21 protein-coding genes are annotated in these 21,804 nt (G+C 74.1%); all 21 read right to left on the minus strand.

What is annotated here, in order from left to right; all coding sequences use genetic code 11:
- Nucleotides 1–4: 4 nt before the first annotated feature.
- The gene (gene rpoZ, locus ACFI33_RS00480) at nt 5–445 is read right to left on the minus strand and encodes a DNA-directed RNA polymerase subunit omega (RefSeq protein WP_010078603.1); all 441 of its coding nucleotides are present in this window, start codon (nt 443–445) and stop codon (nt 5–7) included.
- 66 nt (nt 446–511) lie between these two features.
- A complete protein-coding gene (gene gmk, locus ACFI33_RS00485) occupies nt 512–1,162 on the minus strand; it encodes a guanylate kinase (RefSeq protein WP_078025473.1) in 651 nt (216 codons plus the stop codon).
- A 71-nt stretch (nt 1,163–1,233) separates the two neighbouring features.
- On the minus strand, nt 1,234–1,548 hold the full coding sequence (gene mihF, locus ACFI33_RS00490) for an integration host factor, actinobacterial type (RefSeq protein ID WP_010078601.1): 315 nt from the start codon (nt 1,546–1,548) through the stop codon (nt 1,234–1,236).
- A 138-nt stretch (nt 1,549–1,686) separates the two neighbouring features.
- On the minus strand, nt 1,687–2,574 hold the full coding sequence (gene pyrF / locus ACFI33_RS00495; protein WP_036336596.1) for an orotidine-5'-phosphate decarboxylase: 888 nt from the start codon (nt 2,572–2,574) through the stop codon (nt 1,687–1,689).
- A complete protein-coding gene (carB, locus tag ACFI33_RS00500) occupies nt 2,571–5,876 on the minus strand; it encodes a carbamoyl-phosphate synthase large subunit (RefSeq protein WP_078025475.1) in 3,306 nt (1,101 codons plus the stop codon). Before carB ends, pyrF begins: the two co-directional genes overlap by 4 nt.
- 3 nt (nt 5,877–5,879) lie before the next feature.
- On the minus strand, nt 5,880–7,064 hold the full coding sequence (carA, locus tag ACFI33_RS00505; RefSeq protein WP_036336598.1) for a glutamine-hydrolyzing carbamoyl-phosphate synthase small subunit: 1,185 nt from the start codon (nt 7,062–7,064) through the stop codon (nt 5,880–5,882).
- A complete protein-coding gene (locus ACFI33_RS00510) occupies nt 7,061–7,687 on the minus strand; it encodes a PH-like domain-containing protein (protein WP_145950604.1) in 627 nt (208 codons plus the stop codon). The genes carA and ACFI33_RS00510 overlap by 4 nt, the downstream gene beginning before the upstream one ends.
- The gene (locus ACFI33_RS00515; protein ID WP_036313718.1) at nt 7,684–9,063 is read right to left on the minus strand and encodes a dihydroorotase; all 1,380 of its coding nucleotides are present in this window, start codon (nt 9,061–9,063) and stop codon (nt 7,684–7,686) included. Before ACFI33_RS00515 ends, ACFI33_RS00510 begins: the two co-directional genes overlap by 4 nt.
- Nucleotides 9,060–10,043 (minus strand): aspartate carbamoyltransferase catalytic subunit, encoded by a 984-nt coding sequence (locus ACFI33_RS00520; protein WP_036313715.1) that lies wholly within the window; start codon nt 10,041–10,043, stop codon nt 9,060–9,062. Before ACFI33_RS00520 ends, ACFI33_RS00515 begins: the two co-directional genes overlap by 4 nt.
- A gap of 3 nt (nt 10,044–10,046) precedes the next feature.
- Nucleotides 10,047–10,655, minus strand: coding sequence for a bifunctional pyr operon transcriptional regulator/uracil phosphoribosyltransferase PyrR (pyrR, locus tag ACFI33_RS00525; protein WP_036313707.1), 609 nt, complete (start codon nt 10,653–10,655; stop codon nt 10,047–10,049).
- Nucleotides 10,656–10,824: 169 nt separating this feature from the next.
- A complete protein-coding gene (nusB, locus tag ACFI33_RS00530; RefSeq protein WP_119217262.1) occupies nt 10,825–11,277 on the minus strand; it encodes a transcription antitermination factor NusB in 453 nt (150 codons plus the stop codon).
- Nucleotides 11,270–11,833 (minus strand): elongation factor P, encoded by a 564-nt coding sequence (gene efp / locus ACFI33_RS00535; protein ID WP_002857030.1) that lies wholly within the window; start codon nt 11,831–11,833, stop codon nt 11,270–11,272. Before efp ends, nusB begins: the two co-directional genes overlap by 8 nt.
- A 120-nt stretch (nt 11,834–11,953) precedes the next feature.
- On the minus strand, nt 11,954–13,123 hold the full coding sequence (aroB, locus tag ACFI33_RS00540) for a 3-dehydroquinate synthase (RefSeq protein WP_095346497.1): 1,170 nt from the start codon (nt 13,121–13,123) through the stop codon (nt 11,954–11,956).
- Nucleotides 13,120–13,731, minus strand: a complete 612-nt coding sequence (locus tag ACFI33_RS00545) for a shikimate kinase (protein WP_240967061.1) — start codon at nt 13,729–13,731, stop codon at nt 13,120–13,122. Before ACFI33_RS00545 ends, aroB begins: the two co-directional genes overlap by 4 nt.
- Before the next feature lie 89 nt (nt 13,732–13,820).
- On the minus strand, nt 13,821–15,056 hold the full coding sequence (gene aroC / locus ACFI33_RS00550; protein ID WP_170747795.1) for a chorismate synthase: 1,236 nt from the start codon (nt 15,054–15,056) through the stop codon (nt 13,821–13,823).
- Nucleotides 15,057–15,135: 79 nt separating this feature from the next.
- Nucleotides 15,136–16,059 (minus strand): shikimate dehydrogenase family protein, encoded by a 924-nt coding sequence (locus tag ACFI33_RS00555; protein ID WP_095353348.1) that lies wholly within the window; start codon nt 16,057–16,059, stop codon nt 15,136–15,138.
- Nucleotides 16,059–17,327, minus strand: a complete 1,269-nt coding sequence (mltG, locus tag ACFI33_RS00560; RefSeq protein WP_041103688.1) for an endolytic transglycosylase MltG — start codon at nt 17,325–17,327, stop codon at nt 16,059–16,061. The genes ACFI33_RS00555 and mltG overlap by 1 nt, the downstream gene beginning before the upstream one ends.
- On the minus strand, nt 17,324–17,893 hold the full coding sequence (ruvX, locus tag ACFI33_RS00565) for a Holliday junction resolvase RuvX (RefSeq protein ID WP_041103686.1): 570 nt from the start codon (nt 17,891–17,893) through the stop codon (nt 17,324–17,326). Before ruvX ends, mltG begins: the two co-directional genes overlap by 4 nt.
- Entirely contained in the window at nt 17,853–20,564 is a 2,712-nt protein-coding gene (gene alaS / locus ACFI33_RS00570; protein ID WP_152743867.1) for an alanine--tRNA ligase, read from the minus strand. The genes ruvX and alaS overlap by 41 nt, the downstream gene beginning before the upstream one ends.
- Nucleotides 20,561–20,950, minus strand: coding sequence for a hypothetical protein (locus ACFI33_RS00575; protein ID WP_036336611.1), 390 nt, complete (start codon nt 20,948–20,950; stop codon nt 20,561–20,563). The genes alaS and ACFI33_RS00575 overlap by 4 nt, the downstream gene beginning before the upstream one ends.
- A 171-nt stretch (nt 20,951–21,121) precedes the next feature.
- Nucleotides 21,122–21,748 (minus strand): 30S ribosomal protein S4, encoded by a 627-nt coding sequence (gene rpsD, locus ACFI33_RS00580; RefSeq protein WP_020621561.1) that lies wholly within the window; start codon nt 21,746–21,748, stop codon nt 21,122–21,124.
- Nucleotides 21,749–21,804: the final 56 nt, after the last annotated feature.

Consider the following 21,804-nt stretch of genomic DNA (forward strand, 5'->3'; position numbering starts at 1 on the left):
GGGCTCAGGCCTCCGGGGCGTCCTCGGAGGTGCCCTCCTCGGCGCGCACCGTCTCGGCGGCCTCCTCGATGGCGGCGGGATCGCCCATCGGCTGGTGGGCGTCGGCCGACTCGAGGGTGGCGAACGGGTCGTCCTCGCCCGGCAGGGAGAAGTCGCCGAAGTCCTCGGCGGCCAGGTCGGCCTCCGGGGTGGCCTCGACGGCCTCGCGGGACACGAGCAGGTCGGCCTCGATCTCGCGCAGGGCGATGGACAGCGGCTTCTCGTTCAGCTGGGTGTCCACGAGCGGGCCGACGTACTCGAACAGCCCCTCGTGCAGCTGCGAGTAGTAGGCGTTGATCTGCCGGGCCCGCTTGGCGGCGAAGAGCACCAGGGCGTACTTCGAGTCGACCCGCTCCAGCAGGGAGTCGATGGGCGGGTTGACGATGCCTTCGTACTGTTCGGTCACGGGGTCTCCAAAGTCTTCATCTCACTGTCACGTCGGCGCCGGGTGCGGCGTCGGTGCGGCCGGTCCTCAGGCCTCGGTCGGACGGCGCTCGGGGTCCAGCCCCATGAGTCTCACCAGTTCCTCGGCGGCCCGCTCCACGCGGTCGTTCACGACGACGGCGTCGAACTCGGGTTCCGCGGCGAGTTCCAGTCTAGCCGTTTCGAGCCGGCGGCGCTGTTCCTCCGGGCTCTCGGTGCCGCGGCCGAGCAGCCGGGACACGAGTTCCTCCCAGCTCGGCGGCGCCAGGAACACGAAGGTGGCCTCCGGCAGCGCACGGCGGACCTGGCGCGCTCCCTGCAGGTCGATCTCCAGCAGGACGTGGCGGCCCTGCGCCACGGCCTCCATCACGCGGTCGCGCCGCGTGCCGTAGCGGTGGACGCCGTGCACGACGGCCCATTCCAGCATCTCGTCCGCCTCGACGAGGGAGTCGAACTCCTCCGGCGTCGTGAAGTAGTAGTGCACCCCGTCCTCCTCGCCCGGGCGCGCCGGGCGGGTGGTGGCGGAGACGGACAGCCAGGCCTCGGGGTAGTGCTCGCGGACATAGGCCGACACGGTGCCCTTGCCGACGGCGGTGGGGCCGGCCAGGACGGTGACGCCCGGGCCCGGGGGGCGTTCCTGGACGACGGTGCGGGCCACCGGGACGGCGGGGGCGGGTCCGGGGTCGAACGTGTCGGTCACGCATCCTCCTGGTGGGACGGGCCTCGCAGACCCGTCACCCGGGCCGGCGCCGACCCGCCGGGATGTGGGGGTCACCGGCCAATATAGGCGATCAGCGCCTCGCGCTGACGACGGCCCAGGCCGCCCAGCCGACGCCGCGGCGAGATGCCGCACCCCGCCATCGCCTCCCGGGCCCGGACCTCGCCCACGCCCGGCAGGGCCAGCAGCAGGTCCACGGTCCGCAGACGGGCGACGGCGTCGTCGGCGTCCGCGCGCGCGAAAATGTCGGCCAGGCCGACCTCACCGGCGGCGAAGGCCGCCTTGAGCTCCGCCCGCGCCTGGCGGGCCTGGAGGGCCTTCCTCCGGGCCTCCGCCCTCTCCTGCACACTGAGCTGCCGCAACGCCATGGGTCTGACCTCGATGCCTCTCGTTCCCCACCGGCCCCGTCGTGACCCTTCCATGGTCAAGGACGACGAGCACAGCCGATCGAAAGGGAAGATACCATCCCGTCCACACGGCACGGGCGCGCCGGGAGGACGCGGGCGTCACCGCAGGGCGGCGCGATTCTCCTCGATCGTGTCCACCAGCGAGGCCACCGACGGGCCCGCGCTCAGGATGCCGCGGGACGAGGTCGCCAAGACCTGCGGCCAGGCCGTCCCGAAGTCGGCCCGCATGCCCCGGGCCGTGGCGCCCTGGGCACCGAACCCGGGCGCCAGCAGGGGCCCGCCGAGGGCCGGCAGGTCCAGGCCGAGGCGGTCCGCCTCGGCGGCCACCGTGGCGCCCAAGACGAGTCCCACCGGCCCCCACGCGTCGTCGCCGCGCAGGGCCGCGTTCTCGGCGGCCGCCGCCGCGGCGATGCGCCGGGCGACCGATCCCTCGGCCGACCCCTCGCCCACGTGCTGGACCTCGCGGCCCTCCGGATTGGAGGTCAGCGCGAGGACGAACACGCCGCGGCCGGCCTCGTGGGCGGCGCGGATGGTCGGCACGAGGGTGCCGAAACCCAGGTACGGGCTGAGCGTCACCGCATCCGCGGCCAGGGGCGAGGCGTCGGCGATCCACGCGGCGGCGTAGCCGTCCATGGTGGAGCCGATGTCACCGCGCTTGGCGTCCGCGATCGTGAGCACCCCGGCGTCCCGGGCGGCCGCGAGCAGCCGCTCCAGGGCCGCCAGGCCGGCCGATCCGTGGCGCTCGTACAGCGCCACCTGGGGCTTGATCGCCGCCACGCGGGGCCCCTCGGGACCCACCGCCGCCTCGAGGGCGGTTAGGGAGAACGCCTCGAGGCCCGCCGGGGTGTCGCTCAGGCCCCACTGCCGCAGCAGGCCCGGATGGGGGTCCACGCCGAGGCACAGCGGACCGGCCGTCTCCATGGCGTGGGCCAGCCGCCGCCCGAAGGGGGCGCGGGGCCCCGCGCCGCCCGTCGCCGTCGTGGTCACGCCGCGGCCTCCGGACCGGCGACAGCCTGCTGCAGGCGCGCGTCGTGCTCCTGCAGTGAGGTGACGGACCACTCGTAGGACCGCATGGCCTCGATGGCCTGCAGGCACGCCCCGAATTCGGCCGTGGTCGTGATCACCGGCACGCCGAGCGACGTCGCGGCCGCGCGGATCTCGTAGCCGTCCGTGCGGGCGTCGCCGCCGGAGGGCGTGTTCAGCACGAGGTCGACGGTGCCGGCGTGCAGCTGCTCCAGCACGGTGCCCGCGCCGTCCTCGTGCCCGGCGTCGGCGATCTTCGCCACGACCTCCGCGGGGATGCCGTTGCGCCGCAGCACCTCGGCGGTGCCGCCGGTGGAGACCACCTGGAAGCCGAGGTCGACGAGGCGCTTGGCCTGGCCCACGAGGGTGCGCTTGTCCCGGTTGGCGACCGACACGAACACGCGCCCCGAGGTGGGCAGCGGGCCGCCGGCGGCGGACTGGGACTTGGCGAACGCGGTGTCGAAGTGCTTGTCGATGCCCATGACCTCGCCCGTCGAGCGCATCTCCGGGCCCAGCAGCGAGTCGACCACGCGGCCCTCCGCGGTGCGGAAGCGGGTGAACGGCAGCACCGCCTCCTTGACCGCCACGGGCGCGCCGATCGGCAGGGTGCCGCCGTCGTACGCCGTGGGCAGCATGCCCGCCGCGCGCAGGTCGGCGATGCTCTCGCCGACGCCGATCCGCGCGGCCGCCTTGGCCAGCTGGACGCCCGTGGCCTTCGAGACGAACGGCACGGTCCGCGAGGCGCGCGGGTTCGCCTCGATCACGTACAGCACGTCCGAGGCGAGCGCGAACTGGATGTTGATCAGGCCGCGCACGCCGACGCCGGCCGCTATCCGCTCGGTGGCGCGGTGCACGCGCTCGAGCACGTCCGGGCCCAGGGTGACGGGAGGCAGCACGCACGCGGAGTCACCCGAGTGGATGCCCGCCTCCTCGATGTGCTCCATGACGCCGCCGAGGTACAGCTCGGTGCCGTCGTAGAGGGCGTCGACGTCGATCTCGATCGCGTCCTCGAGGAAGCGGTCCACGAGCATCGGCTGGTCGGGGGTGATCTCCGTGGCGTGCTCCACGTAGTGGGCCAGTGCTTCCTCGGAGTACACGATCTCCATGCCGCGGCCGCCGAGCACGTAGGAGGGGCGCACGAGCACGGGGTAGCCGATCTCGTCCGCCACGCGCTTGGCGTCGTCGAAGGAGACCGCCGTGCCGTTCTTCGGCGCCACCAGGCCCGCGCGCTCGAGCACGAGCGCGAACTCGCCGCGGTGCTCGGCCAGGTCGATGGCCGCGGGCGAGGTGCCCAGGATCGGCACGCCGGCGTCGGCGAGCTGCTGGGCCAGCTTGAGCGGGGTCTGGCCGCCGAGCTGCACGAAGACGCCGCGCACGCCGCCGGAGGCCTCCTCTGCCGCGATGACCTCCAGGACGTCCTCGAGCGTGAGCGGCTCGAAGTAGAGGCGATCGGAGATGTCGTAGTCCGTGGATACCGTCTCCGGGTTGCAGTTGACCATCACGGTCTCGTAGCCAGCCTCGCGCAGCGCCATGGTGGCGTGCACGCACGAGTAGTCGAACTCGATGCCCTGGCCGATCCGGTTCGGGCCCGAGCCGAGGATGATCACCGACTCGCCCTCGTGCGGGGCGACCTCGGTCTCGAGGTCGTAGCTGGAGTACCGGTACGGGGTGAAGGCCTCGAACTCGGCGGCACAGGTGTCCACGGTCTTGTAGACGGGGCGCACGCCCAGGGCGTGACGCACGCCGCGCACGACCGCGGCGTCCATGTGCCGCAGCGAGCCGATCTGGGCGTCGGAGAACCCGTGCCGCTTGGCGCGGCGCAGCAGGGCCTCGTCGAGGACCTCGGCGTCGCGGATCTCGTCCGCGACCTCGTTGATGAGCACGAACTGGTCCAGGAACCACGGGTCGATCGCGGTGGCCTCGAAGGCCTCCTCGATCGTGGCGCCGGCGTAGAGCGCCTGCTGGGTCTGGGAGAGCCGGTCGGTGGTGGCCGTGCTCGCCGCCGCGAGCAGGGCCTGCGGGTCGGCGTCCTGCGGGAACGCGAGCTCCGAGCCCTTCTGCTCGAGCGAGCGCAGGGCCTTCTGCAGGGCCTCCGTGAAGTTGCGGCCGATGGCCATGGCCTCGCCGACCGACTTCATGGTGGTGGTCAGCGTGGGATCCGCCGCCGGGAACTTCTCGAACGCGAAGCGCGGGACCTTCACGACCACGTAGTCCAGGACCGGCTCGAAGGACGCCGGGGTCTTCTGGGTGATGTCGTTGGGGATCTCGTCCATCGTGTAGCCCAGGGCCAGCTTGGTGGCGATCTTGGCGATCGCGAAGCCGGTGGCCTTCGAGGCCAGCGCCGAGGAGCGGGAGACGCGCGGGTTCATCTCGATGACGACGACGCGCCCGTCCACGGGGTTCACCGCGAACTGGATGTTGCAGCCGCCGGTGTCCACGCCGACCTCGCGGATGACGTTGATCGAGATGTCCCGCAGCTTCTGGTACTCGCGGTCCGTCAGCGTCATGGCCGGGGCCACGGTGATGGAGTCGCCGGTGTGCACGCCCACGGGGTCCACGTTCTCGATGGAGCAGACGACGACGACGTTGTCGTTCTTGTCCCGCATCATCTCCAGCTCGTACTCCTTCCAGCCGAGGATGGACTCCTCGAGCAGGACCTCGGAGGTCGGGCTGTACTGCAGGCCGGCGCCGCAGATGCGGTACAGGTCGGCCTCGTCGTAGGCCATGCCGGAGCCGAGGCCGCCCATCGTGAACGAGGGGCGCACCACCACGGGGTACTTCAGGTCCTCGACGGCGGCCAGGGCCTCCTCCATCGTGTGCACGATGTGGGACCGGGCGGACTCGCCGCCGGCACGCTCCACGACGCCCTTGAACAGCTCGCGGTTCTCGCCGAGCTCGATGGCCTCGATGTTCGCGCCGATCAGCTCGACGCCGAAGCGCTCGAGCACCCCGTCCTTGTCGAGGGCGATGGCGGTGTTCAGCGCCGTCTGGCCGCCCAGGGTGGGCAGCAGGGCGTCCGGGCGCTCCTTCTCGATGATCTTGGCGACCACGGCCGGGGTGATGGGCTCGACGTAGGTGGCGTCGGCCAGCTCCGGGTCGGTCATGATCGTGGCCGGGTTGGAGTTGACGAGGACGACGCGGACGCCCTCCTCCTTGAGGACGCGGATGGCCTGGGTGCCGGAGTAGTCGAACTCGGCGGCCTGGCCGATCACGATGGGGCCGGAGCCGATGACCAGGACGGACTTCAGGTCGGTGCGCTTGGGCATGGATCAGGCTCCTTCGGTGGCGGGGGTGGTGGCGGCGCGGTGCTCGGTGAGCAGCTGCACGAAGCGGTCGAACAGGTCGAGGGTGTCGTTGGGGCCGGCCGCGGACTCCGGGTGGAACTGCACGGAGAAGGCGGGCCGGTCGAGCAGGCGCAGGCCCTCGACGACCTGGTCGTTCAGGGACCAGTGGGAGACCTCGACGCGGCCGAAGCGCGACTCCGGCGCCTCGATCGGCTCGCCGAGGGGGGCGGCCACGGCGAAGCCGTGGTTCTGGGAGGTGATGGCCACGCGGCCCGTGGCCTTGTCCAGCACCGGCTGGTTCGGGCCGCGGTGGCCGAACTTCAGCTTGTAGGTGTCGAAGCCGAGCGCGCGGCCGAAGATCTGGTTGCCGAAGCAGATGCCGAAGAACGGCAGGCCGGCGTCGAGGACCTCGCGCAGCAGCTCCACCTGGGCGTCTGCCGTGGCCGGGTCGCCGGGGCCGTTGGACAGGAAGACGCCGTCCGGGTCCACGGCGCGGATGCCGGCCAGGTCCGTGGCCGCGGGCAGCACGTGCACGCGGATGCCGCGGGAGGCCAGGTGCCGCGGCGTGGCGGCCTTGATGCCGAGGTCGAGGGCGGCGATCTCGGCGATCGGCTCGCCCTCCCAGCCGTGCTCGGCCGGCTCGATGACGTACGGCTGCTCCGTGGTGACGGACTCCGCGAGGCGGGCGCCGGCCATCGACGGCTGGGCGCGCACCTCCGCCAGCAGCTCGGCCTCCGGGCGGGCGGCGTGCTCGCCGGAGAACACGCCGGCGCGCATCGAGCCCTCGGTGCGCAGGCGGCGGGTGATGGCCCGGGTGTCGACCTCGCGGATCCCGACGACGCCGAACGCCTCGAGCTCCTCGTCGAGGGTGCGCTCGGCGCGCCAGTTGGACGGACGCCGGGCCGCGTCGCGGACCACGTAGCCGGCGGCGAAGATCGCCCGCGACTCGCGGTCGGCGTCGTTGACCCCGGTGTTGCCGATGTGCGGGGAGGTCTGCACGATGATCTGCCCCGCGTAGGACGGGTCGGTGAGGGTCTCCTGGTAGCCGGTCATGCCCGTGGTGAACACGGCCTCGCCCAGGGTGCGGCCGCGGGCGCCGTAGGCCCGGCCGCGGTGGACGGTGCCGTCCTCGAGGACGAGCAGGGCCAGGTCGTCGGTGGGGGTGCTCATCGGGGGTCTCCTTCTCCTGCGCGGCCGGCCGGGTCGGCCGGGGCGGGGTCGATGATGGTCTGCAGGGCGGCGAGGAGCCGGTCGCGGTCCTCGGGGCGGTCGGGGCGGAAGGCGGAGGTGAGTTCGACGTCGCCGAGGCGCCAGCCCCAGGCGACGAGCCCGCCCGGCTCGACGAACTTGCCGGCGATCCCGCCGGACAGGCCGGCCTCGACGAGGTCGTCCGCGGGGATGAACAGGTTGGCGGCCCCGGGGCGGAGCACGAGCAGGCCGCGGTGGGTGCCGGCGTCGTGGACCTCGAGGACGGCGCGCGAGCGCAGGCCCAGGCCGTGCACCGCCACGCGGTCCAGTCGGTCCTCGCCGCGCACCGTGCCCACGTGCATGCCCTCCGAGGACAGCGTCGGCTCGGCGTCGTAGAGGGCCGTCGGCACGGGGGCCGGGGCCGGGATCCCGGCCTGCGCCCGGCGGCGGGCCCGCCACCCGAGGGCCAGCAGGCCGAGCAGCACGAGGACGACGGCCAGGGTGCCCAGGGTCACCGGCAGCCACACGTCCGCGTAGTCCTTCGTCGGGGTCCGCGGCGGGACGGGACGGGCCGCCAGGGCGGCGGCCAGGGAGGTGATGCTCACGCGCGCTCCCCCGTCTCCGTCAGGGCCGGGTGGCGGTACGGCCGGGCGGGGGCGCCGTCGGCGACGACGCGGGCGCCGCGGTAGACCGTGTGGCGTACCGCGCCCGGCAGCTCCATGCCCCGGTACGGGCTGTTGCGGGACTTGGTCAGGTGCTGCTCGGGGTCCACGGTGCGGCGGGCCTGCGGGTCCACGAGCACGAGGTTGGCCACGGCGCCGACGCGCGGGACGCCGCGCTCGTCGGCCTGGCCCTGGTCGGTCAGGCCGGCGATCCGGGCCGGCGCCGTGGACATCACGCGGGCGACGCCGGCCCAGTCCATCAGGCCGGTGTCCACCATCGCCTGCTGCACCACGGACAGGGCGGTCTCGAGGCCCGTCATGCCCATCGCCGCGACCGTCCACTCGCACTGCTTGGTCTCGGCGGTGTGTGGGGCGTGGTCGGTGCCCACGGTGTCGATGGTGCCGTCGGCCAGCCCGGCGCGCAGGGCCATCACGTCGGACTCGCGGCGCAGCGGCGGGTTGACCTTGAACACGGGGTCGTAGGAGCGGACGAGCTCCTCGGTGAGCAGCAGGTGGTGCGGGGTGACCTCGGCGGTCACGGCCACGCCCTGGGCCTTGGCCCAGCGGATCAGCTCGACGGAGCCGGCCGTGGAGACGTGGCACACGTGCAGGCGGGAGTCCACGTGCTGGGCCAGCAGCACGTCACGGGCGATGATGGCCTCCTCCGCCACGGCGGGCCAGCCGGCCAGGCCGAGGACGCCGGAGAGCTCGGACTCGTTCATCTGGGCGCCGGCGGTGAGGTTCGGCTCCTGCGCGTGCTGGGCCACGAAGCCGCCGAAGGACTTCACGTACTCGAGCGCACGGCGCATCAGCACGGCGTCGTGGACGCACATGCCGTCGTCGGAGAACATCCGCACGCGGGCCTGCGAGTCGGCCATCGCGCCGAGGTCGGCCAGGGCCTCGCCGGCCAGGCCCACGGTCACCGCGCCCACGGGGTGCACATCGCACCAGCCCGCGTCCCGGCCCAGCCGCCACACCTGCTCCACCACGCCGGCGGTGTCGGCCGTCGGCGTCGAGTTGGCCATCGCGTGGACCGAGGTGAAGCCGCCCATCGCGGCGGCGCGGGTGCCGGTCTCGACCGTCTCCGCGTCCTCCTTGCCGGGCTGGCGCAGATGGGTGTGCAGGTCGACGAGCCCGGGCAGCAGCACCAGGCCGGCGCAGTCGACCTCCTCGGGGGCCGGGTCGAGGCCGGCGGCGTGGGTCGCGGCGTCCGGGCCGAGGGCGGCGATCCGGCCCTCGGCGACGAGCACGTCGGCGGTCTCGCCCGTGGTCAGGCGCGCGCTGCGCAGCAGCAGGGGGGCGGGGCTGGGGGCGCTCACGGGCGGACCTCCTGGTCGTGGTTGAGGACGAGGTGCAGGACCGCCATGCGGACGGACACGCCGTTGGCGACCTGCTCGAGGGCGGTGTTGCGGGGCGAGTCCGCCGCCGCCGGGCTGATCTCCAGGCCGCGGTTCATCGGGCCGGGGTGCATGACCACGGGCTCGTCGAGCAGGGCGCCCCGGCCGGCGGTGAGGCGGGCGAAGCGGTCATCGGTCAGCCCCCAGGTCCGGGTGTACTCCCCTGCGGACGGGAAGAAGGCGCCGCCCATTCGCTCGGCCTGGACGCGGAGCATCATGACGGCGTCGGGGCCGGCGTCGAGGGCCTCGTCCAGCGAGTAGGTGACCTGGCACGGCCACGCGGCCACGCCCACGGGCAGCAGGGTGGGCGGGGCGGCCAGGGTGACCTGTGCGCCCAGCGTGCTGAGCAGCCACACGTTGGACCGGGCCACGCGCGAGTGCAGGATGTCCCCCACGATCACCACGCGCATGCCGGTCAGGTCCCGGCCGACCAGGTCCTCTCCCGTCGCCGCGGCGAGGCGCCGGCGCAGGGTGAAGGCGTCCAGGAGGGCCTGGGTGGGGTGCTCGTGGGTGCCGTCGCCGGCGTTCACGACGGCGGAGCGCACCCAGCCGGAGTCGGCCAGCTGGCGGGCCGCGCCCGAGGACCAGTGGCGCATCACGATGGCGTCCGCGCCGATGGCCTCGAGCGTCTGGACGGTGTCCTTGAGCGACTCCCCCTTGGAGACGGACGACCCCTTCGCGGAGAAGTTGATCACGTCCGCGGAGAGCCGCTTGGCGGCGGCCTCGAAGGAGATGCGGGTGCGGGTGGAGTCCTCGAGGAAGAGGTTCACCACGGTGCGGCCGCGCAGGGCGGGCAGCTTCTTGACCTCGCGCTGGTTGACGGCGGCCATCTCCTCGGCGGTGTCGAGGACGGCGAGGGCGTCGGCGCGGGAGAGGTCGGCGGTGGACAGCAGGTGGCGCACGGCTCAACCCTCCCGGGTCGCGACACGGTCGACGATGCTCACGGCGTCCTCAGTGACCTCGCCGGTGCCCTCGGGGCCGTCGACCTCCATGAGCCGGACCTGGACGCGCTCGGCGGTGGAGGTCGGCAGGTTCTTGCCCACGAAGTCGGCCCGGACGGGCAGCTCGCGGTGCCCGCGGTCCACGAGGACGGCCAGGCGCACGGCGGCGGGGCGGCCCAGGTCGGCGATCGCGTCGAGGGCGGCCCGGACGGTGCGGCCGGAGAAGAGGACGTCGTCCACGAGCACGACGACGGCGCCGTCGAGGGGGACCTCGGGCAGGCGGGTGGGCATCGGGGTGCGGGCCGTGCCGCGGCGGAGGTCGTCCCGGTAGAGCGTCACGTCCACCTCACCGACGGCGGCGGTGGGGTCGAAGGCCGGCTCGATGCGGGCCAGCAGGGCGCCGAGCCGCCGGGCCAGGGGGGCCCCGCGGCGCGGGATCCCCATCAGGACGAGACCCTCGGCGCCCTTGTTGGACTCGAGGATCTCGTGGGCGATCCGGGTCAGCGCCCGGTCGATCTCGGACGTGGACAGCACGGTCCGGGCAGCACGAGGTGCGGCGGGGTCAGTTCCCATGCCGGCGCCTCCTTCCCCGCCTCACAGGACGGCTCTTAAAGGATGCGTGGTTCGTCCCGGGGCGCCGGTGGGCCCCCGCGCGGGACGTCGCCGACTCTACCAGCGAGGCCCGCCCCACGGCGCGGATGACGCGGTGCGGGACGGGCCTCGTGACGGAGCTCTCGGCGGCTCAGGCGAGCAGCGTCGGCTTGACCTGCTGCAGGCGGCCGAGCAGACCGTTGACGAACTCGGGCGAGTCGTCCGTGGACAGCTGGGCGGCCAGGGCGACGGCCTCCGAGATGGCGACAGCGTCCGGCACATCGTCCTGGAAGAGCAGCTCCCAGGCCCCCACGCGCAGGATCGCCCGGTCGACGGCGGGCATGCGGTCCAGGGACCAGCCGCGGGAGTAGGAGCTCAGGGCCTCGTCGATCCGCTCCTGGTCCGCGATGACGCCCTCCACGAGCCGCTGGGTGTAGTCGTTCACTTGCAGGTCGGTGCTCTCGCGGCGGGTGCGGATGCCCTCCAGCACGGTGGAGCCGCGCTGCTCGGCCTCGAACAGGATCTCCACCGCACGCTGCCGGGAGCGGCTGCGCGCCGTGGTCCCCCGCTTGGCAGCGGAGCCGGCGGAGGCCCGCTCAGTCATTGACGCGGCCGAGGTAGTCGCCGGTGCGGGTGTCGACCTTGACGCGGGTGCCCTGCTCGACGAAGAGCGGCACCTGGATCTCGGCGCCGGTCTCCACGGTGGCGGGCTTGGTGCCGGCGGACGAGCGGTCCCCCTGCAGGCCCGGCTCGGTGTAGGTGATCTCCAGGACCACGGACGCCGGCATCTCGAGGTACAGCGGCGTGCCCTCGTGCAGGGCGATGACGACCTGGGTGTTCTCGAGCATGTACTTCGCGGCGTCGCCGACCACGGCCCCGGGCACGGTGATCTGGTCGTAGTCCTTGACGTCCATGAACACGTAGTCCGCGCCGTCCTGGTAGAGGTACTGGTAGTCGGAGCGGTCCACGGTGGCGAACTCGACCTTGGCGCCGGCGTTGAAGGTCTTGTCCACGACCTTGCCCGTGGTGATGTTCTTCATCTTGGTGCGGACGAACGCGCCGCCCTTGCCCGGCTTGACGTGCTGGAACTCGGTGACGTTCCAGAGCTGGCCCTCCAGCTTCAGGACGGCGCCGTTCTTGATGTCGTTGCTCGTTGCCACGTGTGTGTGCTCCCGATCGGTCTCGCGGACCGTCACGGGTCCGCCTGCAGTGGGTGGGGTCTTGGATGTGCGCGGGCCAGTCTACGGGAGGCCCCGCGCGGGGCCGGGGTCAGCGGCGGCTCACTCTGCGATCTCCTGGTACGCCGCGAAGAGCAGGGACGCGTCCGGGATGTCCACGGTGGTGGGCTGCGCGAGCCCGTCCAGCAGGACGAAGCGCAGCTGGTCGCCGCGGTTCTTCTTGTCCCGGCGGATGCCCTCGAGCAGGGTCTGCCACCGGTCCCCACGGTAGGAGACGGGCAGGCCCAGGGCCGTCAGCACCGACCAGTGGCGGTCCGCGGTGGCGTCGTCGAGCCGGCCGAGGGAGCGGGCCAGCTCGGCCGCGAAGACCAGCCCCACGGACACCGCGGCGCCGTGGCGCCACTGGTAGCGCTCGGCGAGCTCGATCGCGTGCGCCATCGTGTGGCCGTAGTTCAGGGCCTCGCGGGCGCCCGACTCGCGGGGGTCGCGGGAGACGATGTCCGCCTTGACCCGGATCGAGCGCTCGATCAGCTCGCGCAGCCGCGCGGAGTGCGGGTTCTGGGCCTGGGCCGGGTCCTCCTCGATCAGGTCGAGGATCGCGGGGTCGGCGATGAAGCCGCACTTCACGACCTCGGCCAGGCCGGAGATCAGCTCGTTGGCCGGCAGGGTGAGCAGCGTGTCCAGGTCGGCCAGCACGCCGGCTGGATTGTGGAACGCCCCCACCAGGTTCTTGCCCTCGGCGGTGTTGATGCCGGTCTTGCCGCCCACCGCCGCGTCCACCATGCCCAGCAGGGTGGTGGGCATGTGCACGACGCGGATGCCGCGCAGCCACGTGGCCGCCACGAAGCCGGCCAGGTCGGACACGGCGCCGCCGCCCACGGAGACGATCGCGTCCGACCGGGTGAAGTCGTTCTGGCCGAGCACCTGCCAGCAGAACCCGGCCACCTGCAGGTGCTTGCCCTCCTCGGCGTCCGGGATCTCGGCGGTCAGTGCGGTCAGGCCCACGGCCTCGAGGTCGTTCTTGACGACGTCGCCGGTGGCCCGGAGGGCGCGCGGATGGATGACCAGCACGCGTCGGACGGTCGGGCCGAGCATGTCCGGCAGGCGCGCGAGCAGGCCCCGGCCCACCACCACGTCGTAACCGCCGTGCACGGCCGCCTCGTGGCCACCGGCCACGGGGATGACCGTCACGTCCTCGGGTGCGGCCGGAGCGGCCACGGGCGCTGCCCCCGGGGTCTCCTGCTCGGTGCTGTCCGGCTGACGGTCCGTCATGGGTGTGACTCACTCCTTCGGGGGCGGTGGGCGTCCCCCACGATACGCCAGGCCGCCTCGGCGGCCGTCAGGCCTGTGGTGTCGAGCACGAGGTCGGCGACCTGGCGGTACAGCCCCTCGCGTTCGGCGAGGATACGCCGCCAGGTCCCGGCGGGGTCTCCGGCCAGGACGGGGCGGCCCGCGCCGCCGCCCACGCGGCGCAGCGCCTCGGCCTCTCCGACCGCGAGGTAGACGACGTCGGAGTCCGGCCCGGCCAGCGCGCGGCGGGTGCCCGGATGCAGGACGGCGCCGCCGCCGCACGAGAGGACGCATGGGGCGGGTCGGCCGAGCACATGGCCGATGACGCGGGCCTCCTCCGCCCGGAACGCGGCCTCGCCGTGCTCGGCGAAGAACTCCGGGATCGGGCCGTGGACCTGGGCGAACAGCTCGTCGGAGTCCACGAAGGGCAGCCCGGTCAGGGCGGCCAGGGCCCGGCCGACCGTCGTCTTGCCGGCCCCCATCGGGCCGACGAGGACGACCCGGCGGGCCGGGCGCGCGTCCGGGTCCTCGTCGGCCGCGGCGGCCACCGTGGCCGCGGCCGTCAGGCGCGCCTCGAGGGCGCCGGTCATGCCCTCCCACGGGCACACGGTGACGGGCCCGGGGACGGGACGCGTGCTCGGGTCCGGTCCCGGGGCCGGCGCGGTCCCGGGGGTGTCGGTCACGGCAGGGGGTCGCCCATCGGGCCGTCCGCCACGGCGTCGGCGCCCGGCTCCGGCAGGGCGGGGACCGCGGCCTGGAACGCCCCGAGGTTGCGGCGCGTCTCGGCCACGGAGTCACCGCCGAACTTCTCGAGCATCGCGTCAGCCAGGACGAGGGCGACCATGGCCTCGGCGACGATGCCCGCGGCGGGCACGGCCGCCACGTCGGAGCGCTGATGGTGGGCCGTGGTCTCCGCGCCCGTGGCGACGTCGACCGTGGGCAGCGCGCGCGGCACCGTGGCGATCGGCTTCATCGCGGCACTCACGCGCAGCAGCTCGCCCGTCGACATGCCGGCCTCGATGCCGCCGGCCCGGTCGCTCGTGCGCCGGGGGCGACCGTCCGCGCCGCGGGCGATCCCGTCGTGGGCGGCGGAGCCGCGTCGGGCGGCCATGGCGAACCCGTCGCCGACCTGCACGCCCTTGATCGCCTGGATGCCCATCAGTGCCCCGGCCAGCCGCGCATCGAGGCGGCGGTCCCAGTGCACGTGGGAGCCCAGGCCGATCGGCACGCCGTACGCCAGCACCTCCACGACGCCGCCGAGGGTCTCCCCGGCGCGGTGGGCGTCGTCGACCTCGGCGACCATCGCCGCCGAGGTCCGCGGGTCGAGGCAGCGGACCGGGTCGGCGTCGAGGCGGGCCTCGTCCTCGGGGACGGGGAACGGGTGGCCCTCCGGCAGGGCCGCCTCCCCGAAGGCCACGGTGTGGGAGACGATCCGCACGCCGAGCTCGCCGAGGAAGGCGCGGGCGACGGTGCCCAGGGCCACGCGGGCGGCGGTCTCCCGGGCGGAGGCGCGCTCGAGGAGGGGGCGGGCCTCGTCGAAGCCGTACTTCTGCATGCCGGTCAGGTCGGCGTGCCCGGGCCGCGGGCGGGTGAGCGCCGCGTTGCGGGCCAGTCCGTCGAGCTCCTCCGCGGGGACGGGATCGGCGGCCATCACCTTCTCCCACTTGGGCCATTCCGTGTTGCCCACCTGGATCGCCACGGGCGAGCCGAGGGTGCGGCCGTGGCGGACGCCGCCGAGGATCGTCACCGCGTCCTGCTCGAACTTCATGCGCGCGCCGCGACCGTACCCCAGGCGGCGGCGCGCGAGCGCGTCCTGCACGTCCTGCGTCGTGACCGGGATCCCGGCCGGCAGTCCCTCAACGATTCCTGTGAGCGCGGGGCCGTGAGACTCCCCCGCTGTCAACCAGCGCACCATGGCGTGCAGTCTCTCACGCACGGGGGCCCGCGCCGTCACGTGTGACCGGACGGCACGCACCGGATCCGGCGTTCGACGCTCAGCCTGCGGCCGGTCCCAGGGCGTCCGCCGCGGCGCGCGTCACCGCCGCCCAGTCCGGCTCGGGCATCCCGGCCGCGGCGCGGGGCCGGGCCGTGAACAGCCGGACCTGCTCGATGCCCTGGTGCAGCAGCATGGACAGCCCGGACGCCACCGGACCGCCCTCCCGGGACCAGGCGGCCGCCAGCACGGAGGGCCACGGGTCGTAGGCCGCGTCCAGCAGGGGCGGGAGGGCGGCGTCGGCCGGCACGTGTGCGGCCAGGGCGTCCGCGGCGCGCGGCGGCAGGGTGGCGACGACGGCACGCAGCCCCGGTGCCCGCCGGAGCAGATCCGGCTGGCCGAGGGTCGCCCAGCGCAGCCCGAGCGCGTCGGCCAGGGCCGTCACCTCGGCGGCGCGCGCTGCGTCGCGGACGCCGAAGAGCACCGCGTCCGCCCCGAGCGTGGCGGCGGCGAGGACGGCCGCCGTCGCGGTCCCCCCGTTCCCGAGGACGCCGACGGTCCCGCCCCGGGCGGCACGGTCGAGGCCGGCCGCGGCGAGGGCGCCGAGGATGCCGTCCACGTCCGTGTTCTCGGCGTGGACGACCCCGGGGGCGGCGGGGTGGTCGCGCACGAGGGTGTTCGCGGTGCCCAGGAGCCGGACGCGGTCGCTGACGTGCCCGGCGGCGGCGACGACCGCCCGCTTCAGCGGCATGGTCACGGAGCAGCCGAGCCAGTCCTGGCCGCGGGCCGCGGCCAGGACTGGCTCGGCCGCGCCCGGGGCGCCGAGGTGTTCGGCCGCGAAGGCGAGCACCTCGTCCTCGCCCAGGTCACGGCGGCCGTAGTCGACGTCGAGGCCGAGGACCCGGTAGGCGGCCGCGTGCAGCACCGGGGAGAGCGAGTGGGCGATCGGCCGGCCCAGGACCGCCGCGCGCAGCACGGGGCGCATCAGCACACCCCCGGGTTGGACGCGCAGTAGCGCTGCAGGGTGCGCACGTGCTGCTGGTGCTCCTCATAGGTGCGGGAGAACTCGGTGTGGCCGGTGCCGATGTCCGTGGTCACCCAGTAGTAGGCGTCCGTCTCGGCCGGGTCGAGGGCGGCCTCGACGGCCGCGTCGGAGGGCATGCCGATCGGACCCGGCGGCAGGCCCGGGTGCACGTACGTGTTGTAGGGGTTCGAGGCGTCCTGCCGCTGGCCCGAGGTGAAGCTGAGGCTGCGCACTCCGAGGCCGTACGTGACGGTGGCGTCGATCTGCAGGAGCCCGTGCGTCTCGGTGTTGTCCGGGGCGAGGCGGTTCTCGATGGCGCCGGCGACCTGCTGGTAGTCCTGGGGCAGGGCCTCCGCCTCGAGGATGGAGGCGATCGTGAGCACGCGCTGCTGCTCGGCCGGGTCGCGGACGTCGAGGGCCTCGAGCTCGGTGAGGGTGGGCCGGACCAGGGCGTCGAGCACCTGCCCGGCGGTGGCGTCGACGGGGAGGCGGTACTCCCCGGCGTCGAGCCAGCCCTCGAGCGTGCCCGCCTCCCCGGGGACGCCGTAGCGGGTCGGGTCCTGGGCGGCGGCCTCGAGCTCCTCGCGGGGCAGCCCCGTGGCCTCGGCGACGGCGTCCAGCACCTCGGTGAGTCGCCGCCCGCGCTCCACGAGCACGTAGTGCACGGCCCCGTCCGTGGCACCCTGGAGCACCGCGAGGGCCTCGGCCGCGGGCATCCGCTCGCGCAGCACGAAGTCCCCCGAACGGACGAGACCGCTGCCCGTGTCCCTGGCGGCGCGCTCGAAAGCACGGGCGGAGCCCACGATGCCGGCCCGGTCCAGGCGGGCCGCCACGGAGCCCAGGTCCTCGCCCGGCTCCACCGAGAACGTCACCTCGTCGCCCTCGACGGCCGTGTGGTCGGGGCCGCTCAGGAAGCCGCGCACGATCAGCCCGACCACGACGGCGAACGCCACCAGCACCGTGCCCAGCACCAGCGCGGTCCGCCGCCGGCCGGCGCCGCGGTCGACCCGCGAGGCCGGGTGGGACCCGGTGCCCCGGCGGCGCAGGAGCATGCGAGGCCGGCGTGGGCCGGCCGCGCCGACCGGCTGGGACGGGGCGCCGACGTCGGCCTCGTCCGCCTCCTCGTGGGCGAAGCCGAACACGTCGAGGTCGTCGTGGACGTCGGCCTCGTCGTCGAGCAGATCGTCCCAGTGGTCCTCACGCCGAGCGTGCTGGTGGTCGCCGGTCACCGGATCGGCTCCCGGTCCTGGCCGGCCCAGCGCCCGGTGCGGCGCTGCTCGTCCACGGCGGCCTGCAGGATCGCGACGGCGGCCGCCTGGTCGATCACGCCGCGGCTGTCCTTGACGGACCGGCCCGCGGCCCGCAGTCCGGCCTGCGCGGAGACCGTGCTGAGCCGCTCGTCGACGAGCCGGACCGGCACAGGGTGGCCCGCCTCGGCCAGGGCGGCGGCGACGGCGTCCGCGTAGTCGAGGGCGTCCTGCGTGGACGGCGTGTGCTCGCCCCGTAGATTCACCGGCAGGCCGACGTACACGGCGACGACGTCGAGCTCGCGTGCGTGGGCGACGAGCTCGTCCACGTCACGACGTCGACGCGCATCCCGCCGCAGGGTGGCCACGGGGGTGGCGATCAGGCCGTCGGGGTCGGCCGACGCGACGCCCACGCGGGCACGGCCGACGTCGACGCCGAGGGTGCGCCCCCGGCGCACGGCGTCGGTTGCCGCGTTGGCCCCGTCCTGACCTGCGCTCACGTCCGCCTCAGGCCGCGCGCACCGCGGCGACGACGGCGTCGAGCGCATCCCCGACGCGCGTGACGTCCTGGCCGCCGCCCTGGGCGACGTCGTCCTTGCCTCCGCCCCCGCCGCCGAGCACGCCGGTGGCGGTCTTGACCATGGCGCCCGCCTTGAGGCCGGCCGCGCGGGCGGCCTCGTTGGTCGCCACGACCACGAGGGGCCGGCCCTTGGCCTCGGCCGTGAGGGCCACGAGCACGGGGGTGCCCGCCGCGTTGCCGCCAGCCGACTCGATCCGGGCGCGCAGGTCCAGCGCGAGGGAACGCAGCTGGTCCCCGGCCACGTCGCCGACGTGGTGCGCCAGCACCCGCACCGCCGTCCCGGCGGAGGTCGTGACGTCCTGGGCCTGCCCGGCGAGCTGGCCGGCCTGGGTCTGCAGCGCCTGGGCCCGCAGCTCCGCGACCTGCTTCTCGGCCGCCTTGAGCCGGTCCAGGGTGGAGCCGATGCGGTCCTTGAGCTCCTCGGCCGGGGCCTTGAACATCTCCGAGAGCTCGGAGACAAGGGTGCGCTCCGCGGCGAGGTGGCGGAACGAGTCCAGGCCGACGAGGGCCTCGACGCGCCGGTTGCCCGAGCCCACGGACTGTTCGCCGAGCAGGGTCAGCGAGCCGATCTGCGCGGTGCGGCCCACGTGGGTGCCGCCGCACAGCTCGCGGGACCAGGCGCCGTCGATCTCCACGACGCGCACCCGGTCGCCGTACTTCTCGCCGAACAGGCTCATCGCGCCGAGTGCGCGCGCCTCCTCGAGGCTCATCTCCTGGGTGAGCACGGTGTGGTCGTCGCGGATGGCGATGTTCACCACGTCCTCGACCTCGGAGCGGGCCCCGGCCGAGAGCGACTCGGCCCAGCGGAAGTCGAAGCGCAGGTAGCCCTCCTTGTTGAAGGAGCCGGACTGGGTGGCCTCGGGGCCGAGGACCTGGTGCAGCGCGGCGTGCACCAGGTGGGTGCCGGAGTGGGCCTTCTCGCCGTCGAGGCGGCGCTGCAGGTCGATCGCGCCGAGGGCCTGCGCGCCGGCGGCGACCTCGCCGTCGAGGACCTTGACCCTGTGCACGGACAGCCCCCTCACGGGGGCCTGCACGTCGAGCACCTCGAGGCGGAAGCCGTCGCCGGTGATCAGGCCGGTGTCCGCGGCCTGGCCGCCGGACTCCGCGTAGAACGGCGTGGCGTCCAGGACGAGCTCGAGCTCCGTGCCGGCGCCCGCGGACGGGACCTCCTCGCCGTTCTGCAGCAGGCCGCGCACCACCGACTCGGTGGTGTGCTCGGTGTAGCCGGTGAAGTGGGTCTGGCCTTCGGCGCGCAGGCGCTGGTACACGGCCGTGTCCGTGTGGCCGGACTTCTTGGCCTTGGCGTCCGCGCGGGCGCGGTCGCGCTGCTCGGCCATGAGGGCGCGGAACCCGGCCTCGTCCACGGCGACGCCGGCCTCCTCCGCGATCTCCAGCGTCAGCTCGATCGGGAAGCCGTAGGTGTCGTGCAGCTCGAACGCGTCCGGGCCGGCGATGCCGCCGCCCGCCGAGCGGGCCTGGCCCACCGCGGCGTCGAGGCGGGCCGTGCCCGCGGCGATGGTCCGCAGGAACGCCTTCTCCTCGGCGTAGGCGATCCGGGCGATGCGCTCGAACTCGTCCGCGACGACCGGGTAGGTGCCCTTCATCGCGTCCCGGGAGACCGGCAGCAGCTCGGGGAACACGGGCTCGGTGACGCCCATCAGGCGCAGGGCGCGGACGACGCGGCGGATGAGGCGGCGCAGCACGTAGCCGCGGCCCTCGTTGCCGGGACGCACGCCGTCGCTGATCAGCATCAGGGCCGAGCGCACATGGTCGGCCACCATGCGCAGGCGGACGTCGTCGTCGTAGTGCGGGTCGGCCGGGTCCTCGGTGGAGGTGTAGGAGCGACCGGCCAGCTGCGCGGCGCGGTCGAGCACGGGGCGGACCTGGTCCGTCTCGTACATGTTCTCCACACCCTGGAGGATCATGGCGAGCCGCTCGAGGCCGAGACCGGTGTCGATGTTCTTGTGCTCGAGCTCGCCGGCGACGTCGAAGTCGTCCTTCGAGCGCACCGCGGAGAGGCGGTACTGCATGAACACGAGGTTCCAGATCTCGATGTAGCGGGTGTCGTCCGCGGCCGGGCCGCCGTCGACGCCGTACGCGGGGCCGCGGTCGTAGAAGATCTCCGAGCAGGGGCCGCCCGGGCCGGGCTGGCCGGTGTGCCAGTAGTTGTCCTCCTTGCCCATGCGCTGGATGCGCTCGGGACGGACGCCCACGTCCTCGCGCCAGATGCGCTCGGCCTCGTCGTCCTCGCGGTACACGGTGACCCAGAGGCGCTCGGGGTCCAGGCCGAAGCCGCCGTCCTCGACCGAGGACGTCAGCAGCTCCCAGGCCATCGGGATGGCCGTCTCCTTGAAGTAGTCGCCGAAGGAGAAGTTGCCGCACATCTGGAAGAAGGTGCCGTGGCGGACGGTCTTGCCGACCTCCTCGATGTCCGCGGTGCGGATGCACTTCTGCACCGAGACGACGCGCGGGCTCGGCGGGGTCTGCTCCCCCAGGAAGTACGGGATGAACGGGACCATGCCGGCCACCGTGAACAGCAGCGACGGATCCGGCGAGACGAGCGACGCCGACGGCACCACGCGGTGCCCCCTGGACTCGAAGAAGGCGGTCCAGCGGCGGGCGATCTCCTGGGACTTCATGCGGGGGTGTCCTTCTGCGTGGTGGTGGTCTGGGGGCGGGCGGCGCCGTGCGACGGCGGCTCCACGGTCTCCCCGGAGATGATCGGCCCCGTGTGGGGCAGGTAGGGCGCGGCCCAGGGGGCCTCGGCGCGGACGCGCTCGGCCAGGCGCCGGGCACCGTCCTGCAGGGCGGCCGCCGCGGCGTCGGCGGCGGCCTCACCGGCCTGGCGGGCCAGACGCTCCGGGTCCAGGCGGGCGGAGAACCCCGCACGCCCCCCAGCGGAGCCGGGGCCCGACGTCGGCGCGTCGGCCCCGTCCGCGGCCGGGTGGGCACGGTCACCGAGGGCGCGGTGTGCGAACCAGCCGGATGCGGCGCCGGCGCCGACGAGCAGCAGCGAGCGGAGCATGGCGGGGGCCTCCTTCGGACGGCAGGGATTCCGGCCCCACCTTACCGGGCGCGGCGCCGATCCCCGGCGGTGGGCCCGGGGGACGCCGCAGGCCCGGCCACCTCCGAGAGGTGACCGGGCCTGCGGGACGCGCGGGGCGCCGTCGTCCGGGACGGAACCGGACGCGGCGGATCAGCGCGCGTAGTACTCGACCACGAGCTGCTCCTCGCAGGTCACGGGGACCTCGGAGCGCTTCGGGCGACGGGTGAGGGTGGCGCGCAGCTTGTCGATCTCCACGGTCAGGTAGCCCGGGGTGGCGGGCAGGACCTGCTGGTGGGCGCCGGCGGCGGCCAGCTGGAAGGGGACCATCTTCTCCGAGCGCTCGTGCACGTGGATCATCTGGCCCTCCTTCACGCGGAACGAGGGGACGTCCACGCGCTTGCCGTCCACCAGGATGTGGCGGTGCACGACGAGCTGGCGGGCCTGCTGGATGGTGCGGGCGAAGCCGGCGCGCAGCACGAGGGCGTCGAGGCGCTGCTCGAGGAGCTCGACCAGGTTCTCACCGGTCAGGCCGGCGGTGCGCTTGGCCTCCTCGAAGTAGCGGCGCATCTGGGCCTCGCGGATGTTGTACTGGGCGCGCAGACGCTGCTTCTCCTTGAGGCGCACCGCGTAGTCCGAGTCCTGCTTGCGGCGGGCGCGGCCGTGCTGGCCGGGGCCGTACGGACGACGCTCCATGTACTTCTCGGCCTTGGGGGTCAGCGCGATGCCCAGGGCGCGGGAGTGCCGCACGGTGCGGCGGGTGCGAAGGTTGCCACTCATGGTGGACCTGCCTTTCCTTGACGTGCGGCACGGTTCGGGTTTGTCTCGAGGTCTCG

The organism is Micrococcus sp. PSi08 (genome assembly GCF_054960655.1).